Origin of the sequence: Sulfitobacter sabulilitoris, from assembly GCF_005887615.1 — a bacterium.
GTDB lineage: Bacteria > Pseudomonadota > Alphaproteobacteria > Rhodobacterales > Rhodobacteraceae > Sulfitobacter_E > Sulfitobacter_E sabulilitoris.
On sequence record NZ_VANS01000001.1, the window covers coordinates 1,309,703 to 1,328,417 of the forward strand.

The window sequence follows — 18,715 nt, forward strand, 5'->3', positions numbered from 1 at the left end:
CGCCCATGCCCATCGCCCAATCCCCCGCCGATCTGCTGACCCAGGCTGATGTCCTGTCGATGTCGGGATTGGAATTCATGCAAGGTATCCTGGCGGGTCACCACCCCGGTCCGCCCATCGGTCAAACGATGGGTTACACCCTGCACGCCGTGTCGGACGGGCGCGCCGTGTTTCGCGGCACGCCGGAATTCAACGTGACCAACCCGATGGGCACCGTGCACGGCGGCTGGTACGGTACGCTTCTCGATAGCGCGATGGCTTGCGCGGTGATGACCAAGGTGCCGCGCGGGTCGGTCTATACGACCTTGGAATTCAAGATAAACATCGTACGCGCCATTCCATTGGGCATGACCATCGACTGCATCGGCGAGGTGGATCATTCCGGTCGTTCGACCGGTGTGGCGCATGGCGAAATCCGGGGTGTCGAGGATGGCAAGCTTTATGCCACCGGCTCCACCACCTGTATCATCATGAAAATCGCCTGAACGCGTCAGACCGGGCGGCGCAGGCGCAGAAAGGGGTGCGATTGCGGCATCGCGTTCGCGCGCTCGGCAACGCTGTCGTGCATCCGTTCGGACGGGTCGGCCCCGACCACGCGGGCGCGGCGGGTGATGAAGGTCTTGCCATACCCCCGGAAGGTGCCCAGCGACGGCGCCAAGGCATCCTGCGGGAAACGCGCCGCCCAGCCATAAGGCAAAGGCAGCCCACAGCCTTCGGCCTGCCGCAAAAGCCAGACCAGAGGAATATTCGCCAGCGGGCGCGCCACGTCGTAGCCGCCCAGTTGCCCCCCAACGTCCCCATGCGTGCCGGGAAACCACACCTGCTCCAGCCGGCCCGGCCAATCCTCATCGGTTGTCCAGAGCACCGGACCATAGGCGACGCGGTTCTCGTTCAACGCCAGCGCCTGGAACCCATTGCGCACCGACGGCCCGAGTGCGTGATTGTGAAACGCGTGATGCGGCACGCTGAGCCGCCAGAGCACCGGCGCGTTCAGGCCAAGCGATTTCACGGTGTCCCAGACGCCGATCATCTCGATCGCGACGGTCTCGTGGCAATGGTGGCGGCGGAACGCGGTGGCGCTGTCGGTCGTCGCGTTCATCTCGTAATGGCGATAGACTTGGCGCACGTTGCGTTCGGTCGCGTGTTCCGCGCGCAGCAATCCCGCACGGTCGATCACACCGGCCAGCGACCGCACCGCATAGGCGCCGCGCGAATAGCCCATCATGTAGATCTTGTCGCCGGGCCGGTAGCGCGAGGCAAGATAGCCGTAAGCGCGGCGGATCTGGCGGTTGATGCCGCGCCCGATGATCACATCGCGCGCCGATCGCCAGTCGCGCCATTGCAGGCCCGGCTCGTAATAGATCGATAGCGCGCTGCCCATTTCCTGGCACAGGCGATAGGCGATGCCGGCGTTGGTCTCTTGCCCCGGTTCCAGCGTCGACATCGTCCCGTCGAGAATGATCACATGCGTCACGGCCCCCCGTCTGGGGCCAAAGTCGGTGGACGGGCGGCGCCACAGTTTCCCGCGCAGCCACCCGATCAAACCCTTATTCCGCCGCGATTGCGTCATCCTTCAAAAGTTCCCAAACCTTGTGCGGTGTGAACGGCATGTCGGCCTGCCGCACGCCGCGATCCCATACTGCGTCCTGAACCGCGTTGGCCACGGCTGCCAGCGCTCCCACCGTGCCTGCCTCGCCACAGCCCTTCATGCCCATCAGATTGGCGGTGGAGGGCACGGGCTCGGACGTGAACCCGATATAGGGAACGTCCTCCGCGCGCGGCAAGGCGTAGTCCATGAACGATGCCGTGAGCAGTTGGCCATCCTCGTCGTAGACCACGTGTTCGGTGATTGCCTGGCCGATCCCCTGCACCACCCCGCCGTGTACCTGACCTTCGGCCAACATCGGATTGATGAGATTGCCGAAATCATCGACCACGACATATCGGTCCACTGTCACGACACCGGTTTCCGGGTCGATCACGACCTCTGACACATGGCATCCGTTGGGAAAGCTGCGCCCGGGCAGCGTGGCGCGTTCCTCGTGCACCAGAAGATCGTCGCGGCCCTTCTCACGGGCCAGCTCGGCCACCTCCAGCATGGTGGGTGTCATGTTGGACCCGTCCGCGCGGAACCGCTCGTCGTCGAACGTGATCTCGGACGCGGGCACGCCCATTTCGTCCGACAGAAAATCGGTGAACGCCTGCGTCATCGCGGCCACGGTGGCCAACGTGGCCGTGCTTTGCGTGGTGACAGACCGCGACCCCCCGGTGCCGCCGCCCTTGGCGATCAGATCGCTGTCGCCCTGAATCACATGGATCATATCCGCGGGAATCCCGGTCTGATCGCTCAGGAACTGGGCATAGACGGTCTCATGCCCTTGCCCGTTCGACTGTGTGCCCACATAGATCGCCACGCTGCCGTCCTCGTTGAAAGTTACTTTTGCGCCCTCGGAAGGATCGCCCAAAATACTTTCGATATAGTAACACAGCCCACGGCCCCGCAGCAGACCGCGTTTCGCGTCGGCCGCACGGCGCGCGTCGAAGCCCGCGATGTCCGCCTCTGCCGCGGCCCGGTCCAGCACCCGCGCGAATTCGCCGACGTCATAGGTTTCGCCCGTGGCGGCCTTGTACGGGAACTGGTCGGGCGCGATGAAGTTGATCCGCCGCAACTCCAGCGGATCGACGCCAAGCTCACGCGCGGCCCGGTCCATCACCCGCTCCAGCACATAGATCGCCTCGGGACGGCCCGCGCCGCGGTAGGCGTCCACCTGAACGGTGTTGGTGTAATACCCTTCGACCTGCAACCACGTCGTCTGGATGTCGTACACGCCCGTCAGCACCCGGCTGAACAATTGCGTCTGGATCATCTGGCCAAAGGTGCCGTTATATGCGCCAAGATTGCACTTGGTGTTCACCCGGTAGGCCGTGATCTTGTTGTTTTCGTCAAAGGCCAGCTCGGCCAGGCTGGTCAGGTCGCGCCCGCCATTGTCGGTCAGCATCGCCTCGCCCCGCTCGGACATCCAACGCACTGGGCGGCCCAATGCGCGGGCCGCTTGTGCCACGCTGAAATATTCGGGATAGGCAAACCCCTTCATCCCGAACCCGCCGCCCACGTCGGGGTTGGTGACCCGCACCTTGTCGCGCTCCAGGTGCAGCGCCGCCGAAAGCTGGTCCTTGTGCGCCCAGACGCCCTGCCCGCCCAGCGACACATGCAAGCGCGTGCCGTCCCATTCCGCGAAACAGCCTCTCGGCTCCATCGAATTGACGATGACGCGATTGTCGCCCACGTCGAGCGATACGGTACGGGCCGCTGATCTGAACGCGGCCTCCGTCGCCTCGCGGTCGCCCATGCCCCAATCGAATGCGCAGTTGTCCGGCACGTCGTCATGCACCGGTGCGCCGCCGGGGGCGATGTCCATCTTGGCGGGCAGATCATCGTAATCGAGTTCGATCAGCTCGGCCGCGTCACGCGCCTGATCCAGCGTTTCGGCGACCACCAGCGCCACCGCCTCGCCGACATAGCGCAGCTTGTCCTTGGCCAGCATCGGACGAAACGGCTTGGCCGCGTCCGACCCGTCCAGTTTTTTCACCGTCACGGAATGCATGTCGATCGTCATGCCCGCATCTTCGAGGTCCTGCGCCGTCAGCACCAGGTGCACCCCTTGAGCGGCGCGCGCGCCCGATACGTCCAGCCCGGTGATCGTCGCGTGGGCCACGGGCGAACGGAAATAAAAGGCGCGCAATGCTCCGTCGGGGGTAATGTCATCCACGTACCGACCATGCCCGGTCAGGAAACGCACATCCTCAACGCGTTTCACCGGCTGGCTTTTTCCGAATTTGTCCATACTGAAGGCCCCTCGTTCATGAAAGATCGTGTTTCAACCGGACAGTAACGGCGCGCGCGAGGTTGTCCAGACTGCACGCCCTTCGCACCGGGAGTCACGATGTCACATTTCGGCAAGCCACCCGTTGCGGCGGCTCAATCGCCGAGGGATTTGTTCGGATTTACGCCATTTTTACCGCTGCGGCCTAAGGCATTCACACCGAGGTCTGATATCGTCTGGAGGAAAATGTGGACTTCATTCGCACCTTTATAGTTTTTGATGGCAGGTCTGCGCCGCTGGCCGATGGCATCGCACCCAACCTGCCTGTGCTTTATATCAACGTCTTCGCCGACCTTCTGATCGCGGTCAGCCTGTTCGCGGTGCCCGCGATCACGCTCGTGTTCCTGCGCCGCCGCAAGATCGACGCGCTCTATACGCCCTTGCTGCTGCTGGTGGTGTTCATCTTTGCCAGCGGCGTGATCCACCTGATGAGCGTCGCCGCGGTGTTCCTGCCCATATATGGCCTTCAGGGGGTGATGAAGCTGATCACCGGTGTCATTTCCTTCGTCACGGTGATCGCACTTTGGAAAATGCTGCCACAGGCGCTGAAAATCCCGTCGCCCGCCTCGCTGCTCGCAGCGCTTGCGGAGAAAGAGGCCGAAATCGCCGATCGCAAGACGGCCGAAGCGACGTTGCGCACACGCAACATGCAACTGGACGGAAAGATCGCCGAGGTCGTGGCGGCGAACGAGGAATTGCGCGAATTTTCCTATGCCGCCTCTCATGACATGAAATCACCGGCCAATACGCTGTGCCTCTGGCTGGAAGATTTCCAGACCGAATACAGCGATGATTTGCCGCCGCATGCCCATGAATCGCTTCGCGACGCCGCAGAGATCATAGCCCGGATGCGCACCCTCGTCGAAGATATCCTGAGCTATTCAAGGGTGGTCAACCGCCAGACCGACGGCCCCGCGACGGTGGATTGCAACGCCATCGTCGCCACCACGGTTCACGATCTCGGGCCGGCGCTCGCCAAGGCGGGCACGCAGTTGGACGTGTCCCGGATGCCCACCTTCGAAGGGTATCCACCGCTTGTGTCGATCCTGATCCATAACCTGCTGTCCAACGCGATCAAATTCCGCGCCCCGGACCGCCCCAACCGAATCACCATCTCCGGCGAAACAACATCGGGCGACGCGCCGGCCTTCGTGCTTCGGGTGCGTGACAACGGCATCGGCATCGACCCGGCGCATGGCCAGCGGATCTTTCGCCTGTTCCGCCGGCTCCACAACGCCGAAACCTACGACGGCACCGGCCTGGGCCTCGCGCTTTGCCGCCGGGTCGCGGTGATCCATGGCGGCACGATCACCGTCCAGTCGCAAGAAAACGAAGGCGCCGAATTCATCGTCACGTTCCCGCAGGAGACCGAACATGTCACTCAAGCCGCTTGAAACCGTCCTGCTGGTGGATGACAGCACACTCGACAACAAACTGCACGCGCGGGTCATCAACCGCACGGGTCTTGCCAAGACGGTGCTGACCTTTTCCATGGCCGAAGACGCCTTGGCATATCTGCGTGAACCCGGCGCGATCCCGGTGGATCTGATCCTGCTCGACATCAACATGCCGCGCATGGACGGGTTCGAGATGCTCGAGGCGACGGTCCGCGAATTCGGCGATGCGTTCGACCCCTCCGTCGTGGTCATGTTGACCACCTCGCTCGACCCGCGCGATCAGGAGCGCGCCAGGTCATTCTCCGCCATCAAGGACTATTTCCAAAAGCCGCTGACAACCGACCGGTTCACCGAATTGGTCGAGGCCCTCAACGGGTGATCGCACCGCCTGTGCGCCCCAGCGCCGGGCGCAGCGGCGGCAGTTTTCGGTCCCTGTGTCTTTCCCTTGGCGCCAACCTCGGCTAGATCACCGTCCAAGACCAAACCGATAGGACGGATCGCATGGCGCTGGACAAGACATTTGATGCAAAACAGGCCGAAACCCGGCTTTATGCCGCGTGGGAAAAGGCCGGAGCCTTCAAGGCCGGCGCCAATGCGTCGCGCGACGAGACATACTGCATCATGCTGCCTCCGCCAAACGTGACGGGCACCCTGCACATGGGCCATGCGTTCAACCACACCCTGATGGACATCCTGATCCGCTGGCACCGGATGCGCGGGTTCGACACGCTGTGGCAGCCCGGTCTCGACCACGCGGGCATCGCCACGCAGATGGTCGTTGAACGGCAACTGGCCAAGGAAGGCCTGCCTGGCCGCCGCGAGATGGGGCGCGAGGCCTTTATCGCCAAGGTCTGGGAATGGAAGGAAAAGTCCGGTGGCACGATCATCGAGCAGGACAAGCGCCTCGGCGCGTCGATGGACTGGTCGCGCGAAGCCTTCACCATGGACCCCAATTTCCACGAGGCGGTGATCAAGGTCTTCGTGGACATGTACGGCAAAGGCCTGATCTATCGCGGTAAGCGGCTGGTCAACTGGGATCCGCATTTCGAGACGGCGATCTCGGACCTCGAAGTCGAGAACGTCGAAGTCGACGGCCACATGTGGCACTTCAAATATCCCCTCGCAGGCGGCGAAACCTACACCTACGTTGAAAAGGACGAGGACGGAAACGTGGTGCTCGAGGAGCAGCGCGACTATATCTCCATCGCCACAACGCGCCCCGAAACCATGTTGGGCGACGGCGCGGTCGCGGTGCACCCCACGGATGAACGCTACGCGCCAATCATCGGAAAGCTTTGTGAAATTCCCGTCGGCCCCAAGGAACAGCGGCGCCTGATCCCGATCATCACCGACGACTACCCCGACAAGGATTTCGGATCGGGCGCCGTCAAGATCACCGGCGCGCATGACTTCAACGACTACGGCGTCGCGCAGCGCAACGATATCCCGCTTTATGCGCTGATGGATACCAAGGCCGCGATGCGCACGGACGGCCTGCCCTACGACGAGGCGGCGGCCCGTGCCCAGGCGATCGCCCGCGGTGACGACCCCGCGCCCAGGGACGCCACCGAAATCAACCTCGTGCCTGACGCATACCGCGGCCTTGACCGGTTCGAGGCACGCGCCCGCGTCGTCGAGGACATCACCGCCGAAGGTCTGGCCGTGATGGTGCCCGCGACCGACCCGCGGCTTGGCAAACCCGCCACACCCACGGCCCCCGAGGAAGGCGGCGAGGCGCGCGACGCGACGCTCGTGCCGCTGGTCGAGCCGAAAAAGATCATGCAGCCTTTTGGCGATCGCTCCAAGGTGGTGATCGAACCGATGCTGACGGATCAATGGTTCGTGGCAACCGACAAGATCGTCCAGCCCGCCATCGACGCTGTGCGCTCGGGCGAGGTCACGATCCTGCCCGAGCAGGATCGCAAGGTGTATTTCAACTGGCTCGAGAACATCGAGCCGTGGTGCATCTCGCGCCAACTCTGGTGGGGGCACCAGATCCCGGTGTGGTTCGACGAGGACGGACGGGAGTATTGCGCCGCCAGCGAAGCCGAGGCGCAGGCGATGGCGCCGGGCAAGACATTGACCCGAGATCCCGATGTACTCGACACGTGGTTCTCCTCCGGCCTCTGGCCCATCGGCACGCTGGGCTGGCCGAACCAGACGCCGGAACTGGAAAAATACTTTCCCACGAATGTCCTGATCACCGGCTTCGACATCATCTTCTTCTGGGTCGCCCGGATGATGATGATGCAATACGCCGTCGTGGGCCAACGCCCCTTCGACACCGTCTATGTCCACGCGCTGGTGCGCGACGAAAGCGGCAAGAAGATGTCGAAATCCTTGGGCAACGTGCTTGATCCCATCGACTTGATTGACGAATACGGTGCCGATGCGGTGCGCTTCACCCTGACGGCAATGGCCGCCATGGGTCGGGATCTGAAACTCTCGACCCAGCGCATCGCCGGTTATCGCAACTTCGGCACAAAGCTGTGGAACGCCTGCCGCTTCGCCGAAATGAACGGCGTCTTCGACAGCGGCACACCCGCCACCCTGCCCCGACCGCGGGCCGCGGTGAACAAGTGGATTATCGGCGAAACCGCCCGTGTCCGCGAAGACGTCGATCAGGCTTTGGAAAACTTCCGCTTCAACGATGCCGCAGGCGCGCTTTATGCCTTTGTCTGGGGCAAGGTCTGCGACTGGTATGTCGAACTTTCCAAACCCCTTCTGCAGGACGAAGCCAACGCCGACCTGGCCCCCGAAACCCGCGAGACGATGGCCTGGGTGCTCGATCAATGCCTGATCCTGCTGCATCCGATCATGCCCTACATCTCTGAAGAGCTTTGGGGCACGACCGCCACCCGCGAAACGATGCTGGTCCATGCGGATTGGCCCAACTACACGACGGGCGACCTGCTGGACAAGGACGCCGACGCCGAACTCAACTGGGTCATTTCCCTGATCGAAGCGGTCCGATCCGCGCGCGCGCAGATGCATGTGCCCGCAGGTCTTCACATCCCGATGATCGTGACCGAGCTTGACAGCGCGGGCCAGGCCGCCTGGGATCGCAACGAAGCCATGATCAAACGCCTTGCGCGCATCGACAGCCTGTCGCGGGCCGATGCCTTCCCCAAAGGCACCGTATCCATTGCGGTGCCCGGCGGTAACTTTGGACTGCCGCTGGCCGATATCATCGATATCGCAGAGGAAAAGGCACGGCTGCAAAAGACGATGGACAAACTCGGAAAGGAATTGGGCGGCCTGCGCGGCCGCCTGAACAACCCCAAGTTCGCGGCCTCCGCCCCCGCGGACGTCGTGGCGGAAACCCGCGCCAATCTGGCCCTGCGAGAGGAAGAGGAAACCAAGTTGCGGGACGCCCTCGCAAGACTGGCCGAACTGGGCTGATCGCCTGGTTCCAAATGGATCGAAATACCGCCGCCGGAGGCATCAAATCTCTTTGTCGCGACCGAAGAGATTCTAGCCTCCGGCGGCGGTATTTTTAACCATTTGGAAACCAAGAAGATGTTTCATCACAACTGCGGGCACAGGCTGCGGAGCCGATGGCCCGTCCATTTGGAAGGCCCTGCGCGTGTAAGTGCGCAGGGCTGACCAGTCTCGCGAACATCTGAAACCCGCACCAATCCGATGCGCGCATCGCGCATCTGCATCGTGTGGCGCGGAACGCGCCTCCTTTATGGTCCTTGCGACCCTACTTGAACACCGGCGCGCGTTTTCCGAACTCGGCGGCGATGACCTCCATCTGATGGGGTCGGCCCATCAAAGCGGCCTGTTCGCGCGACTCGCCCAGCAGTACCTCGTTTTCGCTATCAGTCTCGGCCAGGGCGATCAGGCGTTTGGCGGCGCGGATCGCACTAGGGCTCTTCAGTGCGATCACGCCCGCCAGTTCCATCGCCGCGGCCAGCGGATCGTCCGACACTTCCGTCACAAGCCCCCAGCGTTCGGCGCGGTCGGCGTCGATCGGGGTCGCCGTATAGGTCAGCTTGCGCAACACATCGGACCGCACCAGCCGGGGCAGCAGAACCATGCCCCCCATGTCGGGAACGATGCCCCACTTCATCTCCATCACGGCAAAACGTGCATCTGGCGCGGCGATCCGGATATCGGCACCCAGCGCAAGCTGCATCCCCGCCCCATAGACCACACCGTGCACCGCCGCGATCACCGGCACCGGACAGCGGGCCCAGATCATCGCGACCTCCTGCCATTGGTTCGTCGTTCCATCGCCATGCGTCCGCGGCATCAACAGGTCGACCGGATCCTTGCCGATCATCGCACTCAGGCCGGACACGTCGATGCCGGCGCAGAACGCCTTGCCTTCGCCCGAAAGCACGACAACGCGCGCGTCCGAGGCGGCAACTTCCTCGCCCGCCGCGATGATGGCGTCGATCATTTCCTGATCGACGGCATTCATCTTGTCGGGCCGGGTCATGCAGACGTGGGCGATATGGTCGGCATAGGTCACTGTAACGCGGGGCATTTGCGGTCTCCTCTGTGCCGTCTCATCACACACCAGCGCCCCCCACAAATCCAGCAGGACGTTGGGGCACGAAGGCGCGCGCACCCTTCGGCCCTTGCCCTTTGTGCCTGCTTGGCCTTATCTGCGGGACATGACCGATCCTCGCCTGACACGGCTTGCCCGTTCACTTCCCGCCTCTGTCCCCTTTGTCGGGCCGGAAACACAGGAACGCGCACGCGGCGGCCCCTTTGCCGCGCGGCTGGGCGCGAACGAAAGCGTCTTCGGCCCCTCGCCACATGCGGTCGCGGCGATGGCACAGGCGCAGCAGTGGATGTACGGCGATCCCGAAAACCACGATCTGCGCATGGCTTTGGCCGCGCATCACGGCGTCACGCCGGACAACATCATCGTGGGCGAAGGGATCGACGGTCTGCTGGGGTATCTGGCGCGGCTCTTCGTGGCAGAGGGCGATCCGGTCGTGACCTCGGACGGGGCCTATCCGACGTTCAATTACCATGTCGCGGGCTATGGCGGGGTGCTGCACAAAGTGCCCTACCGCGACGACGCCGAAGACCCCGCAGCGCTGTTCGCCAAGGCCGCGGAGGTGGATGCGAAGCTGGTGTACCTGGCCAACCCCGACAACCCGATGGGCAGCGCGCACAGGGGCGCCGACATTGTCGCGGCGCTGGCGGATCTGCCCCGGGGCACGCTGCTGATCCTCGACGAGGCCTATGTCGACTGCGCCCCCGACGGCACCGCCGCCCCGGTAGCGGCAGACGACCCGCGCGTCATCCGGATGCGGACGTTCTCCAAAGTTTACGGCCTTGCAGGGGCGCGCGTCGGGTATGCCATCGGCGTGCCCGATCTGATCACGGCCTTTCACAAGGTGCGCAATCACTTCGGCATGAACCGCGCCGCGCAGGCGGGCGCGCTGGCCGCGTTGGCCGATCAGGACTGGCTGGCGCATGTGAAGACGCAGATCGCCCTGTCTCGCGACCGGATCGCCCGGATCGCCCGCGATCACGGTCTGACGCCGCTGCCATCCGCGACCAATTTCGTGGCGATCGATTGCGGGCGTGATGCGGGCTTTGCCAAGGCGGTTCTGGACGGGCTTGTCGCGCGCGGCATCTTTGTGCGCATGCCCTTCGCCGCGCCGCAAAACCGCTGCATCCGCGTCAGCTGCGGCACGGCGCAGGATCTGGATGCCTTTGCCGCGGCCTTGCCCGGCGCGTTGCGGGATGCAGAAAAAAGCTGACGCGGACGCCATTGCCGCCTAGACTGCTGCGCATCAGCCCAGCCCCAGAGCCCGCGATGGACAACCGACCGACAGGACGCGCCCCCAACTACACCACCGCCTGCGTGGTGATGTTCGGTGTCAACCTCAGTTGGATCCTGATCCTCGTCTGGGCGCAGTACGGCCTGTCCGCCGTGGTGTTGCTGGGCCTTGGGCTGCATTACGCCATCGACTGGCTGGAGGTGCAACGACGCGCCCATGCGATCCGGTCGATTCAGCGGGGCAATCGCGGACAGCGGGGCCGCGGCTAGCGCCCCGAGATCACCGCGGCCGCGGCCTCGAGCGCGCCCGACCCGATCCTGACGTCCAGCCCGCGCAGACCGGCTTCGATCCCGCCGAGCATCCCCATGACCATATGCCCGTTGACGTGCCCCATATGACCCAGCCGGAAATACCCGTGCCAGGCCGGATCGCCCGGCGCCGCCATGCCAAGCCCGATACCCAGCGTCAGGCCGAGGTTGCCTTGCACCCAGTCGCGCAGCGCGGTGGCCTGCGGCGCCTCGAGCCGGAGCGACGTCACCGCATGGCTGCGGTGCGCGCGGTCCGCGATGTTCAGCGCGAGGCTGCCCCCCTCCTGCCCCCACGCCTCGCAGGCGGCCCAGATCGCGCGGGCCAGAACCTGGTGGCGGGCCCAGACGGCCTCGATCCCTTCGGCATGGATCATGTCGAGCGCACAGCGCAGGCCGTAGACGTGATGCGTGGGCGCGGTGCCGCACCAGTACTGATAGAATTCCTCCGGGTTGGCGCGCGGCGCCCAATCCCAATACCGGCTGACGCGCGGCATCGCGGCGCGCAGGCGCGCGGCCTTGTCGTTGAAGAACACGAAACTCATGCCAGGCGGCACCATGAGCCCCTTCTGACAGCCCGCGACCATCACGTCGACGCCCCAGGCGTCCATTTCGAATACATCGCAGCCAAGCGAGGCAATGCAATCGGCCATCAGCAACGCAGGATGTCCGACCGCGTCAAGGACGTCGCGCAAGCCTTTGATATCGTTTCGAACAGAGCTTGAGGTATCCACATGGACCGCCAGCAACGCCTTGATCCGGTGGCCGGTGTCCGCGCGCAGGGTCTGCGCGATTCGGTCAAGGTCCATCGGGCTGCTCTTGCCGAAGTCGATCACGTCGACCTCGGCGCCCAGGTCGGTCGCCATCTCGCCCCAGCCAATGCCGAAACGGCCCGTGGCGGGCACAAGGACCCGGTCGCCGGGGCCGATGACATTGGCCAGTGCGGCCTCCCACGCGGCGTGGCCGTTGCCGATGTAGATCGCGACGTGACGGTCGGTGCGCGCCACGCGGCGCAGATCGGCCATGATCCCCGGCATCATGTCGGGCAATTCACCCGCATAGATGTTGGGCGCAGCCCGGTGCATCGCGTTCAGGACCGCCTCGGGCATGACCGACGGCCCGGGAATGGCAAGATAGGATCGCCCGTGCGACAGGTTGGGGGATTGCGGCATAGCTTCTGTCCTTTTTACGGTTGGCCAGACAGTAGCCGCACCGCGCCCGGCGTCAATCATTCGCGTGATGCTTGCCCCGGACGCGCAGGGCCAGTACACCGGGTCCTTGACCGTCCCTGTCGCGGGGCGCGCCCTGATCAAAGGCAAGACCTGCATGAGCGATAGCAGCTATTCATCCGGCCATCTGTTTCGATGGGTCTGGACGAACTACCTCAGACAGCACACCGGCACGATGGCGATCGCGCTGTTGTTCATGGTGCTGGAAGGGTCGATGCTGGGTGCGCTGGCCTATCTGATGCAGCCGATGTTCGACCAGGTCTTTGTCGAGGGGCAGGCCGACATGCTCTGGATCGTCGGGATCGTCCTGATCGGCATCTTCCTGGTGCGGGCGGTGTCGGGCGTGGCGCAAAAGGTGCTGCTGACGCGCGTGGCGCAAAAGACCGCGGCGCATCTGCGCACCGATCTGCTGGACCACATGATGAAGCAGGATGGCGGCTTTCACCAATCGCATCCGCCCGGCTATCTGATCCAGCGGGTGCAATCGGATGTCGCGGCCGTGGGCGACGTTTGGCGCGCGGTCATCACCGGTGCGGGGCGCGATGCCATCGGGCTGGTGGTGCTGATGGGCGTGGCGATCAATGTCGATCCGCTGTGGGCGCTGCTGGCCTGCGTCGGCATTCCGCTGCTGGTGCTGCCCGCTGCCGTGGCGCAACGCTTCGTTCGCGACCGGGCGCGGGAATCGCGCGATCTGGGCGCCACTCTGTCCACCCGTCTTGACGAAGTGTTCCACGGCATAGTCCAGATCAAGCTGAACGCGCTGGAGGCCTACCAGTCGCGCCAGTACCGCGACCTGACCAAGCGTTTCGTCAACACCGAGGTGCGCACCGCCTTTGGCGGCGCCGCGATCCCGGCGATGGTCGACATCATGTCGGGTGTCGGCTTCATGGCCGTGATCCTCTATGGCGGATCCGAGATCATCGCCGGCGAAAAGACCATCGGCCAGTTCATGTCGTTCTTTACCGCGATGGGCTTCGCCTTTGACCCGCTGCGTCGGCTCGGCGCGATGAGCGGTCTGTGGCAGGTCGCGGCGTCGTCCATCGAACGCCTGAAGGAGCTGATGGACGCGCCACTGCTGCTGAAATCCCCTGACAACCCGATTGCGGCACCCGCCGAGACGCCCGATATCGCGCTCAGCAACGTGTCGTTGTCTTATGGCGATGCCCAGGTGCTGACCGATCTTTCGCTGACCGCCGCGGCGGGCCAGACGACCGCCCTGGTCGGCGCATCCGGTGCGGGAAAATCGACGATCTTCAACCTGCTGACGCGGCTGGTCGATCCCAACAGCGGAGAGGTCACGATCGGCGGCATCAAGACCACGGCGATGGCGATGGAAGACCTGCGCCAGATGTTTTCGGTGGTCACCCAAGAGGCGCTGCTGTTCGATGAGACCCTGCGGGAGAACATCGTGCTGGGCCGCACGGATGTGAGCGATGCGCGCCTGCGCGAGGTGATGGAGGCCGCGCATGTCGCGGACTTCGTCGATAACCTGCCCGAAGGGCTGGAGACGCGGGTCGGCCCGCGCGGGTCGGCGCTTTCGGGGGGACAACGACAGCGCGTGGTGATCGCGCGCGCGCTTCTGCGCGACACGCCGATCCTGCTGCTGGACGAGGCGACGAGCGCGCTCGACGCGCAGTCCGAACAGGTGGTGCAGGACGCGCTGGACCGTTTGGCGACGGGTCGGACGACAATCGTGATCGCGCACCGTCTGTCCACCATTCGCGGCGCCGACAAGATCGTGGTGATGGACCGCGGCCGCGCGATGGACGAAGGCACCCACGAGGAGCTTCTGGAGCGCGGCGGCATCTACGCCGATCTCTACCGGCTGCAGTTCCAGGACGGCAAGACCGTGTCGGACACGCGCCCGATGGGCCCCAAGGGCCGCGCCCTTCTGGCGAACACACCCAGCGAGCCGAACCTGTTCCAGCGGCTTGGTCAGGCGCTTTTCGGCTAGGTCAGGCCAAGCGCGTCCGGCGGACCCGGGGCGCTGCCCCGGACCCCGAGGTATTTCCCGCCAAAAGAAACCGAAAAGCGGGCGCGTTCAGCGGTGGTAGCTGCGCGACAGGTCCTCGGGCGAGGTACCGGCGGCGTAGCGCAGCAGCGTCCAGAGGTTGCGCGCCCCCCGGCGCAGCCAGCCTTGGCGTCGGTATTTCGCGGCGGAGGTCTGTGCGATTGCATCGATGCCCGTCAAGTGCCCCCTGAGGGCGCGAGCCATCGCCACATCCTCCATCAGGGGCTGATCGCGGTATCCGCCGACGTCACGGTAGAGCCGCGTCGGCACCAACAGGCCCTGATCGCCATAAGGCAGGCCGAGCCGCGCCCGCAGGTTGGCCCACCCCGCGACGATACGCCCCGCCGTGCCGCCCTGAAGGAACATCAGCCGGAACCATCCGGCGCGGCTGGTCGCAAGATGCGCGATGACCGGGCCGACCCAGCCGGGCGCGAGGACAGTATCGGCATGCAGCACAAGCAGCCAGTCGCCCTTGGCTGCCTTGCAGCCGCGCCGCAACTGGCCACCGCGCGAGGGCGCGCCGGTGATCACCTCGGCGCCCCAGGCGCGGGCGATCTCGACGGTGCTGTCGCTCGACCCGCCATCGGTGACGATCAATTCGCGCAAAAGCCCCGCCTCCAGCCCCGGCATCAGCGCCTGCAGGCAGGCGCCGAGATGCGCCTCGGCATCGAGCGTGGGCAGTATGACGGTGATCGGAGCGCGCATGCGGGTCCTCTTTCGGTTGGCAGCACCGGGTCTATATGACATTCAATCCTGACAAAAGGAGTCTCCGATGACCAAACGCCGCATTCTGCGTCTGACCGGCGCCGACACCACCGATTTTCTGCAGGGCCTGATCACCAACGACATCCGCCGCCTCGATCAGGGGCTGGTCTATGCCGCGATGCTGACGCCGCAGGGCAAGTACCTGGCGGATTTCTTCCTGCTGCGCGATGCGAATGGCGTCTTGCTGGATGTGGCCGAGGATCAGGCGGACATGCTGGTGCAACGCCTGTCGATGTACAAACTGCGCGCCGATGTGGCGATCGGGGGTACGGACCTGCATCTGCACCGGGGTCTGGGCGATACGCCTGCCGACGGCCATGCCGATCCGCGTCATCCCGCGATGGGCTGGCGCGCGTATCGCGACACGGCACCCGCGGCGGACAGCATCGACTGGACCGCGCGGCGGGTCGAATATCTGATCCCGCAGGCCGGTGCCGAGCTGACACCCGACAGCTTTATCCTCGAAATGGGGTTCGAACGGCTGGGCGGGGTCGATTTCCGCAAGGGCTGCTATGTCGGGCAGGAAGTGACCGCGCGCATGAAGCACAAGACGGAGTTGCGCAAGGGACTGGCGCAGGTGCGGGTCGAGGGCCCGGCCGAGCCCGGCGCGGATATCCTCGCAGAGGGCAAACCGGCGGGTACGCTGCTGAGCCGCTCGGGCGACCGGGCGCTGGCCTATCTGCGGTTCGACCGGGCCTCGGGGCCGATGCGGGCGGGCGATGCGACAGTGATCTGGGACCCTGCGGAGGCCAACGGTTAATCGCCAGACCACCAGTCGGAAATCTCACCGACGGTCACGGCTTGCGCAAGCCCGATGCCCACAAGCCGGGTGTCGCGCGCGCCCTCGAGCGGCTTGACGCTGACAGCCGCGCCAACCACGTGGACCTCCCAGGATGCAGTGTCGTCGCGTCCCACGAACCCCTTGAGGCGAAACAGCCCGGCGGGCCGCGCACCAAGCTTGGCGGTCAGACCCATGCGCTCGAACCGATCCTGCCCCGAAACCTGCCAGGCGACATATGCGGGATGCACCGGCCCGTCCGTCCGGGGCGCTGAACGCGGCGGACGACTGCCCAGAAGCACCGGGGCGAGCATGTCCAGATCGCGCAGATCGACCACCTCCGTCCCGCTCAGGGCGGCGAGCCGCAGGCGCAGCGCCGGATCGTCGCGAGCGGTCTTGGACAGGCACACCAGATCGGCGGCACGCACCTGCCCCTGAACCTGCGGGCCGATGCGGTCGTCACGCGCCAGTGCGTCATAGCCGTGGGCATCGACGACGGTCACGATACCGCCATAGGCCAGATCCGGTTCCGCCTGCGCAACCTGCGCGATGCGTGCGGGGTCGGCGATGCCCGAGGCTTCGATGATCAGGTGGTCGGGGCGCCGATCCCGGTCCAGAACATCGCCAACCGCCTGAAACAGATCCGCGCCCATGGTGCAGCACACGCAGCCATTGGTCAGTGTCAGGGTGTCCTCCCCCGCTTCGGACAGGAGGGCCGCGTCGATATTGATCGCGCCGAAATCATTGACCATGACCAGCAGGCGCAGACCGTGATCTTCGGCCAGCAACCGGTTGATCAACGTGGTTTTGCCCGCGCCCAGGTAGCCGGAAATCACCGTCAGCGGCAGCCGCACCGTCACAGCAGATGCACCTGCCCGCCCGACACGGTGCCCAGCACCGGCACGTCCTTGAGCGCCATCGGGTCGACCGCCAGCGGATCGTCACCCAGCACCGCGAAATCCGCGATTTTGCCGGTTTCGATGCTGCCGATCTCGGAATCGAGCTTGAGGGTATAGGCCGCCCCCATCGTGATGGCGAACAGCGCCTCCTGGACGTCGATGCATTGCGCGGCGCCCAAGGTCCGCCCGGTCATCGTCTGACGATTGACGGCACACCATGCGGTGAACAGCGGCCCAAGCGGCGTCACGGGGGCATCGGAATGGATCGCGATATGCACGCCCGCGTCGATTGCGGTGCGGCAGGCATCCATCCGCTCCGCCCGGTCGTCACCGATGGTCAGCGCGGCGTGCTGGTCTCCGAAGTACCAGATATGATTTGCGAAAATATTCGTGCATACGCCCATGTCTGCCGCGCGGGCGTACAGGTCTCGGCCCATCATCTGACAGTGTTGCAGCACATGGCGGCGCCCGGTCCAGGGATGCGCGCGCAACGCCGTCTCGATTGCATCCAGCGATACCTCTGCCGCCTCGTCGCCGTTGACGTGGATATGCATCTGCACGCCGCGTCTCTGCATCTCCAGCGCCAGTGCGTGAATTTCATCCGGGCTCGTGTTCCAGATGCCGTTGGGCTGCCCGCCGACATAGCCGGGCCATTTGACCCGCGCGGTCCACCCCTGGATCGATCCGTCGGTCATGAGTTTGACCGCGCCGAGCCGCAGCTTGTCGGTCGATTGCGCCGCCAGCCGCAGCGCCCGGTCGGCCAGCGCCACCGGGTCGCCCGCCGCCGCCAGCGCGGGCACGATCCGCAGCGCAAAGCCATCAGCGCCGGTCACACGCAGCATCGTCGCCAGATCCTCGTCCTCCATCTCCGAATACAGGTCGGTGATCGTGGTCACGCCACAGCGTTTGGCCACATCGGCGTAGGTTGTGATCGACGCCTCCTGTTGCGACAATCCGCGGAAATCGATGCCAAGGCGTCGCATCACCGGGAACATCGCCGCCATTTCCTGCAATTCGCCGGTTGGCTGGCCATCGGGCCCTTTGACCACCCCTTCCGCAGTGGTGTCCTCGTCGTATCCCGCCAGCGCCAGCGCCGCGGAATTCACGCACATCAGGTGAAAGTTGGAAAATATGATCGCGATGGGGCGCGTCGGGCTGATCTGGTCCAAATGCGCGCGGCTCAACCGGTCGGAGTTGAGGAAGATCGGGTCGAAGCCCCAGCCCACCAGCGCCTCATCCTCAGCCAATGTGGCGGCATAGCTGCGCAAACCGCCAATCACGGCGTCAAGGTCGCGCAATCCCGGCCAAAGGGTCCCGGCGGGGTCGATCCGGTCGTGAAACCCGGCATAGGCATAGCGCCACATCGCGCCGGCCATCATATGCGCGTGCCCTTCGACGAAACCGGGGCACAGCACCGCATCCGCCAGCCGGTCGTCATGGCGCACCGGCCCCCATGCATCAGCACATTGCGCGTCCCCCACGGCCAAGATCTTGCCCTCGCGCACCGCGACATGCGTCGCGCTGGGTCGGTTCAGATCCATCGTGATGATCTTTCTGGCCGCAAAAACTGTGATGTCCGACATGATCCGCTCCCTGTGACTGGCATAGGGGTAACGCAGCTTGGTCCATCGGCAAAACAGAATTAGGCGCGTGCAAGTGCCGGAGGCATCGGCGACGCCGATGGGCGCCATGCCCAT

General features: G+C 64.8%; 15 protein-coding genes. 8 read left to right on the forward strand and 7 right to left on the reverse strand.

What is annotated here, in order from left to right; genetic code table 11:
• Positions 1 to 5: 5 nt before the first annotated feature.
• Positions 6 to 485 carry a PaaI family thioesterase gene (locus FDT80_RS06240; RefSeq protein ID WP_138661331.1) on the forward strand — a complete coding sequence of 160 codons (480 nt, stop codon included), beginning with the start codon at positions 6 to 8 and terminating at the stop codon, positions 483 to 485.
• Between the two features lie 5 nt (positions 486 to 490).
• On the opposite strand, the gene FDT80_RS06245 is transcribed toward FDT80_RS06240, so the two are convergent.
• Both FDT80_RS06245 and FDT80_RS06250 read right to left on the reverse strand, forming a co-directional pair.
• On the reverse strand, positions 491 to 1,570 hold the full coding sequence (locus FDT80_RS06245) for a DUF2235 domain-containing protein (protein WP_138661332.1): 1,080 nt from the start codon (positions 1,568 to 1,570) through the stop codon (positions 491 to 493).
• Positions 1,548 to 3,845, reverse strand: a complete 2,298-nt coding sequence (locus FDT80_RS06250; RefSeq protein ID WP_138661333.1) for a xanthine dehydrogenase family protein molybdopterin-binding subunit — start codon at positions 3,843 to 3,845, stop codon at positions 1,548 to 1,550. Before FDT80_RS06250 ends, FDT80_RS06245 begins: the two co-directional genes overlap by 23 nt.
• Positions 3,846 to 4,072: 227 nt before the next feature.
• Here FDT80_RS06250 and FDT80_RS06255 point away from each other — a divergent pair, with 227 nt between their 5' ends.
• The 3 genes from FDT80_RS06255 to FDT80_RS06265 all read left to right on the forward strand — a co-directional run bounded on the left by FDT80_RS06255 (position 4,073) and on the right by FDT80_RS06265 (position 8,683).
• Complete coding sequence (locus tag FDT80_RS06255; protein WP_138661334.1) at positions 4,073 to 5,278, forward strand: sensor histidine kinase; 1,206 nt, start codon at positions 4,073 to 4,075, stop codon at positions 5,276 to 5,278.
• Positions 5,259 to 5,660, forward strand: coding sequence for a response regulator (locus FDT80_RS06260; protein ID WP_246039879.1), 402 nt, complete (start codon positions 5,259 to 5,261; stop codon positions 5,658 to 5,660). Before FDT80_RS06255 ends, FDT80_RS06260 begins: the two co-directional genes overlap by 20 nt.
• A 122-nt stretch (positions 5,661 to 5,782) precedes the next feature.
• A complete protein-coding gene (locus FDT80_RS06265; protein ID WP_138661335.1) occupies positions 5,783 to 8,683 on the forward strand; it encodes a valine--tRNA ligase in 2,901 nt (966 codons plus the stop codon).
• Positions 8,684 to 8,987: 304 nt separating this feature from the next.
• Here the strand turns inward: FDT80_RS06265 and FDT80_RS06270 are convergent, their stop codons facing one another.
• On the reverse strand, positions 8,988 to 9,776 hold the full coding sequence (locus FDT80_RS06270; RefSeq protein ID WP_138661336.1) for a crotonase/enoyl-CoA hydratase family protein: 789 nt from the start codon (positions 9,774 to 9,776) through the stop codon (positions 8,988 to 8,990).
• Positions 9,777 to 9,906: 130 nt separating this feature from the next.
• On the opposite strand from FDT80_RS06270, the gene FDT80_RS06275 reads away from it, so the two are divergent.
• The gene (locus tag FDT80_RS06275) at positions 9,907 to 11,010 is read left to right on the forward strand and encodes a pyridoxal phosphate-dependent aminotransferase (RefSeq protein ID WP_138661337.1); all 1,104 of its coding nucleotides are present in this window, start codon (positions 9,907 to 9,909) and stop codon (positions 11,008 to 11,010) included.
• Between the two features lie 56 nt (positions 11,011 to 11,066).
• Positions 11,067 to 11,300 carry a hypothetical protein gene (locus FDT80_RS06280; RefSeq protein WP_138661338.1) on the forward strand — a complete coding sequence of 78 codons (234 nt, stop codon included), beginning with the start codon at positions 11,067 to 11,069 and terminating at the stop codon, positions 11,298 to 11,300.
• On the opposite strand, the gene FDT80_RS06285 is transcribed toward FDT80_RS06280, so the two are convergent.
• Positions 11,297 to 12,508 (reverse strand): pyridoxal-phosphate-dependent aminotransferase family protein, encoded by a 1,212-nt coding sequence (locus FDT80_RS06285; RefSeq protein WP_138661339.1) that lies wholly within the window; start codon positions 12,506 to 12,508, stop codon positions 11,297 to 11,299. The genes FDT80_RS06280 and FDT80_RS06285 overlap by 4 nt on opposite strands.
• A 154-nt stretch (positions 12,509 to 12,662) precedes the next feature.
• On the opposite strand from FDT80_RS06285, the gene FDT80_RS06290 reads away from it, so the two are divergent.
• Positions 12,663 to 14,519, forward strand: coding sequence for an ABC transporter ATP-binding protein (locus tag FDT80_RS06290; RefSeq protein ID WP_138661805.1), 1,857 nt, complete (start codon positions 12,663 to 12,665; stop codon positions 14,517 to 14,519).
• A gap of 87 nt (positions 14,520 to 14,606) precedes the next feature.
• Here the strand turns inward: FDT80_RS06290 and FDT80_RS06295 are convergent, their stop codons facing one another.
• Entirely contained in the window at positions 14,607 to 15,281 is a 675-nt protein-coding gene (locus FDT80_RS06295; protein ID WP_138661340.1) for a TIGR04283 family arsenosugar biosynthesis glycosyltransferase, read from the reverse strand.
• A gap of 67 nt (positions 15,282 to 15,348) precedes the next feature.
• Here FDT80_RS06295 and ygfZ point away from each other — a divergent pair, with 67 nt between their 5' ends.
• Positions 15,349 to 16,101, forward strand: coding sequence for a CAF17-like 4Fe-4S cluster assembly/insertion protein YgfZ (gene ygfZ, locus FDT80_RS06300; protein WP_138661341.1), 753 nt, complete (start codon positions 15,349 to 15,351; stop codon positions 16,099 to 16,101).
• Here ygfZ and FDT80_RS06305 read toward each other — a convergent pair.
• Complete coding sequence (locus tag FDT80_RS06305) at positions 16,098 to 16,979, reverse strand: CobW family GTP-binding protein (RefSeq protein ID WP_138661342.1); 882 nt, start codon at positions 16,977 to 16,979, stop codon at positions 16,098 to 16,100. The genes ygfZ and FDT80_RS06305 overlap by 4 nt on opposite strands.
• A complete protein-coding gene (locus FDT80_RS06310; RefSeq protein WP_138661343.1) occupies positions 16,976 to 18,601 on the reverse strand; it encodes an amidohydrolase in 1,626 nt (541 codons plus the stop codon). Before FDT80_RS06310 ends, FDT80_RS06305 begins: the two co-directional genes overlap by 4 nt.
• Between the last annotated feature and the right edge of the window lie 114 nt (positions 18,602 to 18,715).

Coding starts and splice junctions, on each gene's coding strand:
- FDT80_RS06245 (WP_138661332.1), bottom strand. CDS start 1,570: ATGACGCAATCGCGGCGGAATAAGGGTTTGATCGGGTGGCTGCGCGGG.
- FDT80_RS06280 (WP_138661338.1), top strand. CDS start 11,067: ATGGACAACCGACCGACAGGACGCGCCCCCAACTACACCACCGCCTGC.
- ygfZ (WP_138661341.1), top strand. CDS start 15,349: ATGACCAAACGCCGCATTCTGCGTCTGACCGGCGCCGACACCACCGAT.
- FDT80_RS06310 (WP_138661343.1), bottom strand. CDS start 18,601: ATGTCGGACATCACAGTTTTTGCGGCCAGAAAGATCATCACGATGGAT.
- FDT80_RS06290 (WP_138661805.1), top strand. CDS start 12,663: ATGAGCGATAGCAGCTATTCATCCGGCCATCTGTTTCGATGGGTCTGG.
- FDT80_RS06275 (WP_138661337.1), top strand. CDS start 9,907: ATGACCGATCCTCGCCTGACACGGCTTGCCCGTTCACTTCCCGCCTCT.
- FDT80_RS06270 (WP_138661336.1), bottom strand. CDS start 9,776: ATGCCCCGCGTTACAGTGACCTATGCCGACCATATCGCCCACGTCTGC.
- FDT80_RS06295 (WP_138661340.1), bottom strand. CDS start 15,281: ATGCGCGCTCCGATCACCGTCATACTGCCCACGCTCGATGCCGAGGCG.
- FDT80_RS06260 (WP_246039879.1), top strand. CDS start 5,259: ATGTCACTCAAGCCGCTTGAAACCGTCCTGCTGGTGGATGACAGCACA.
- FDT80_RS06240 (WP_138661331.1), top strand. CDS start 6: ATGCCCATCGCCCAATCCCCCGCCGATCTGCTGACCCAGGCTGATGTC.
- FDT80_RS06285 (WP_138661339.1), bottom strand. CDS start 12,508: ATGCCGCAATCCCCCAACCTGTCGCACGGGCGATCCTATCTTGCCATT.
- FDT80_RS06265 (WP_138661335.1), top strand. CDS start 5,783: ATGGCGCTGGACAAGACATTTGATGCAAAACAGGCCGAAACCCGGCTT.
- FDT80_RS06250 (WP_138661333.1), bottom strand. CDS start 3,845: ATGGACAAATTCGGAAAAAGCCAGCCGGTGAAACGCGTTGAGGATGTG.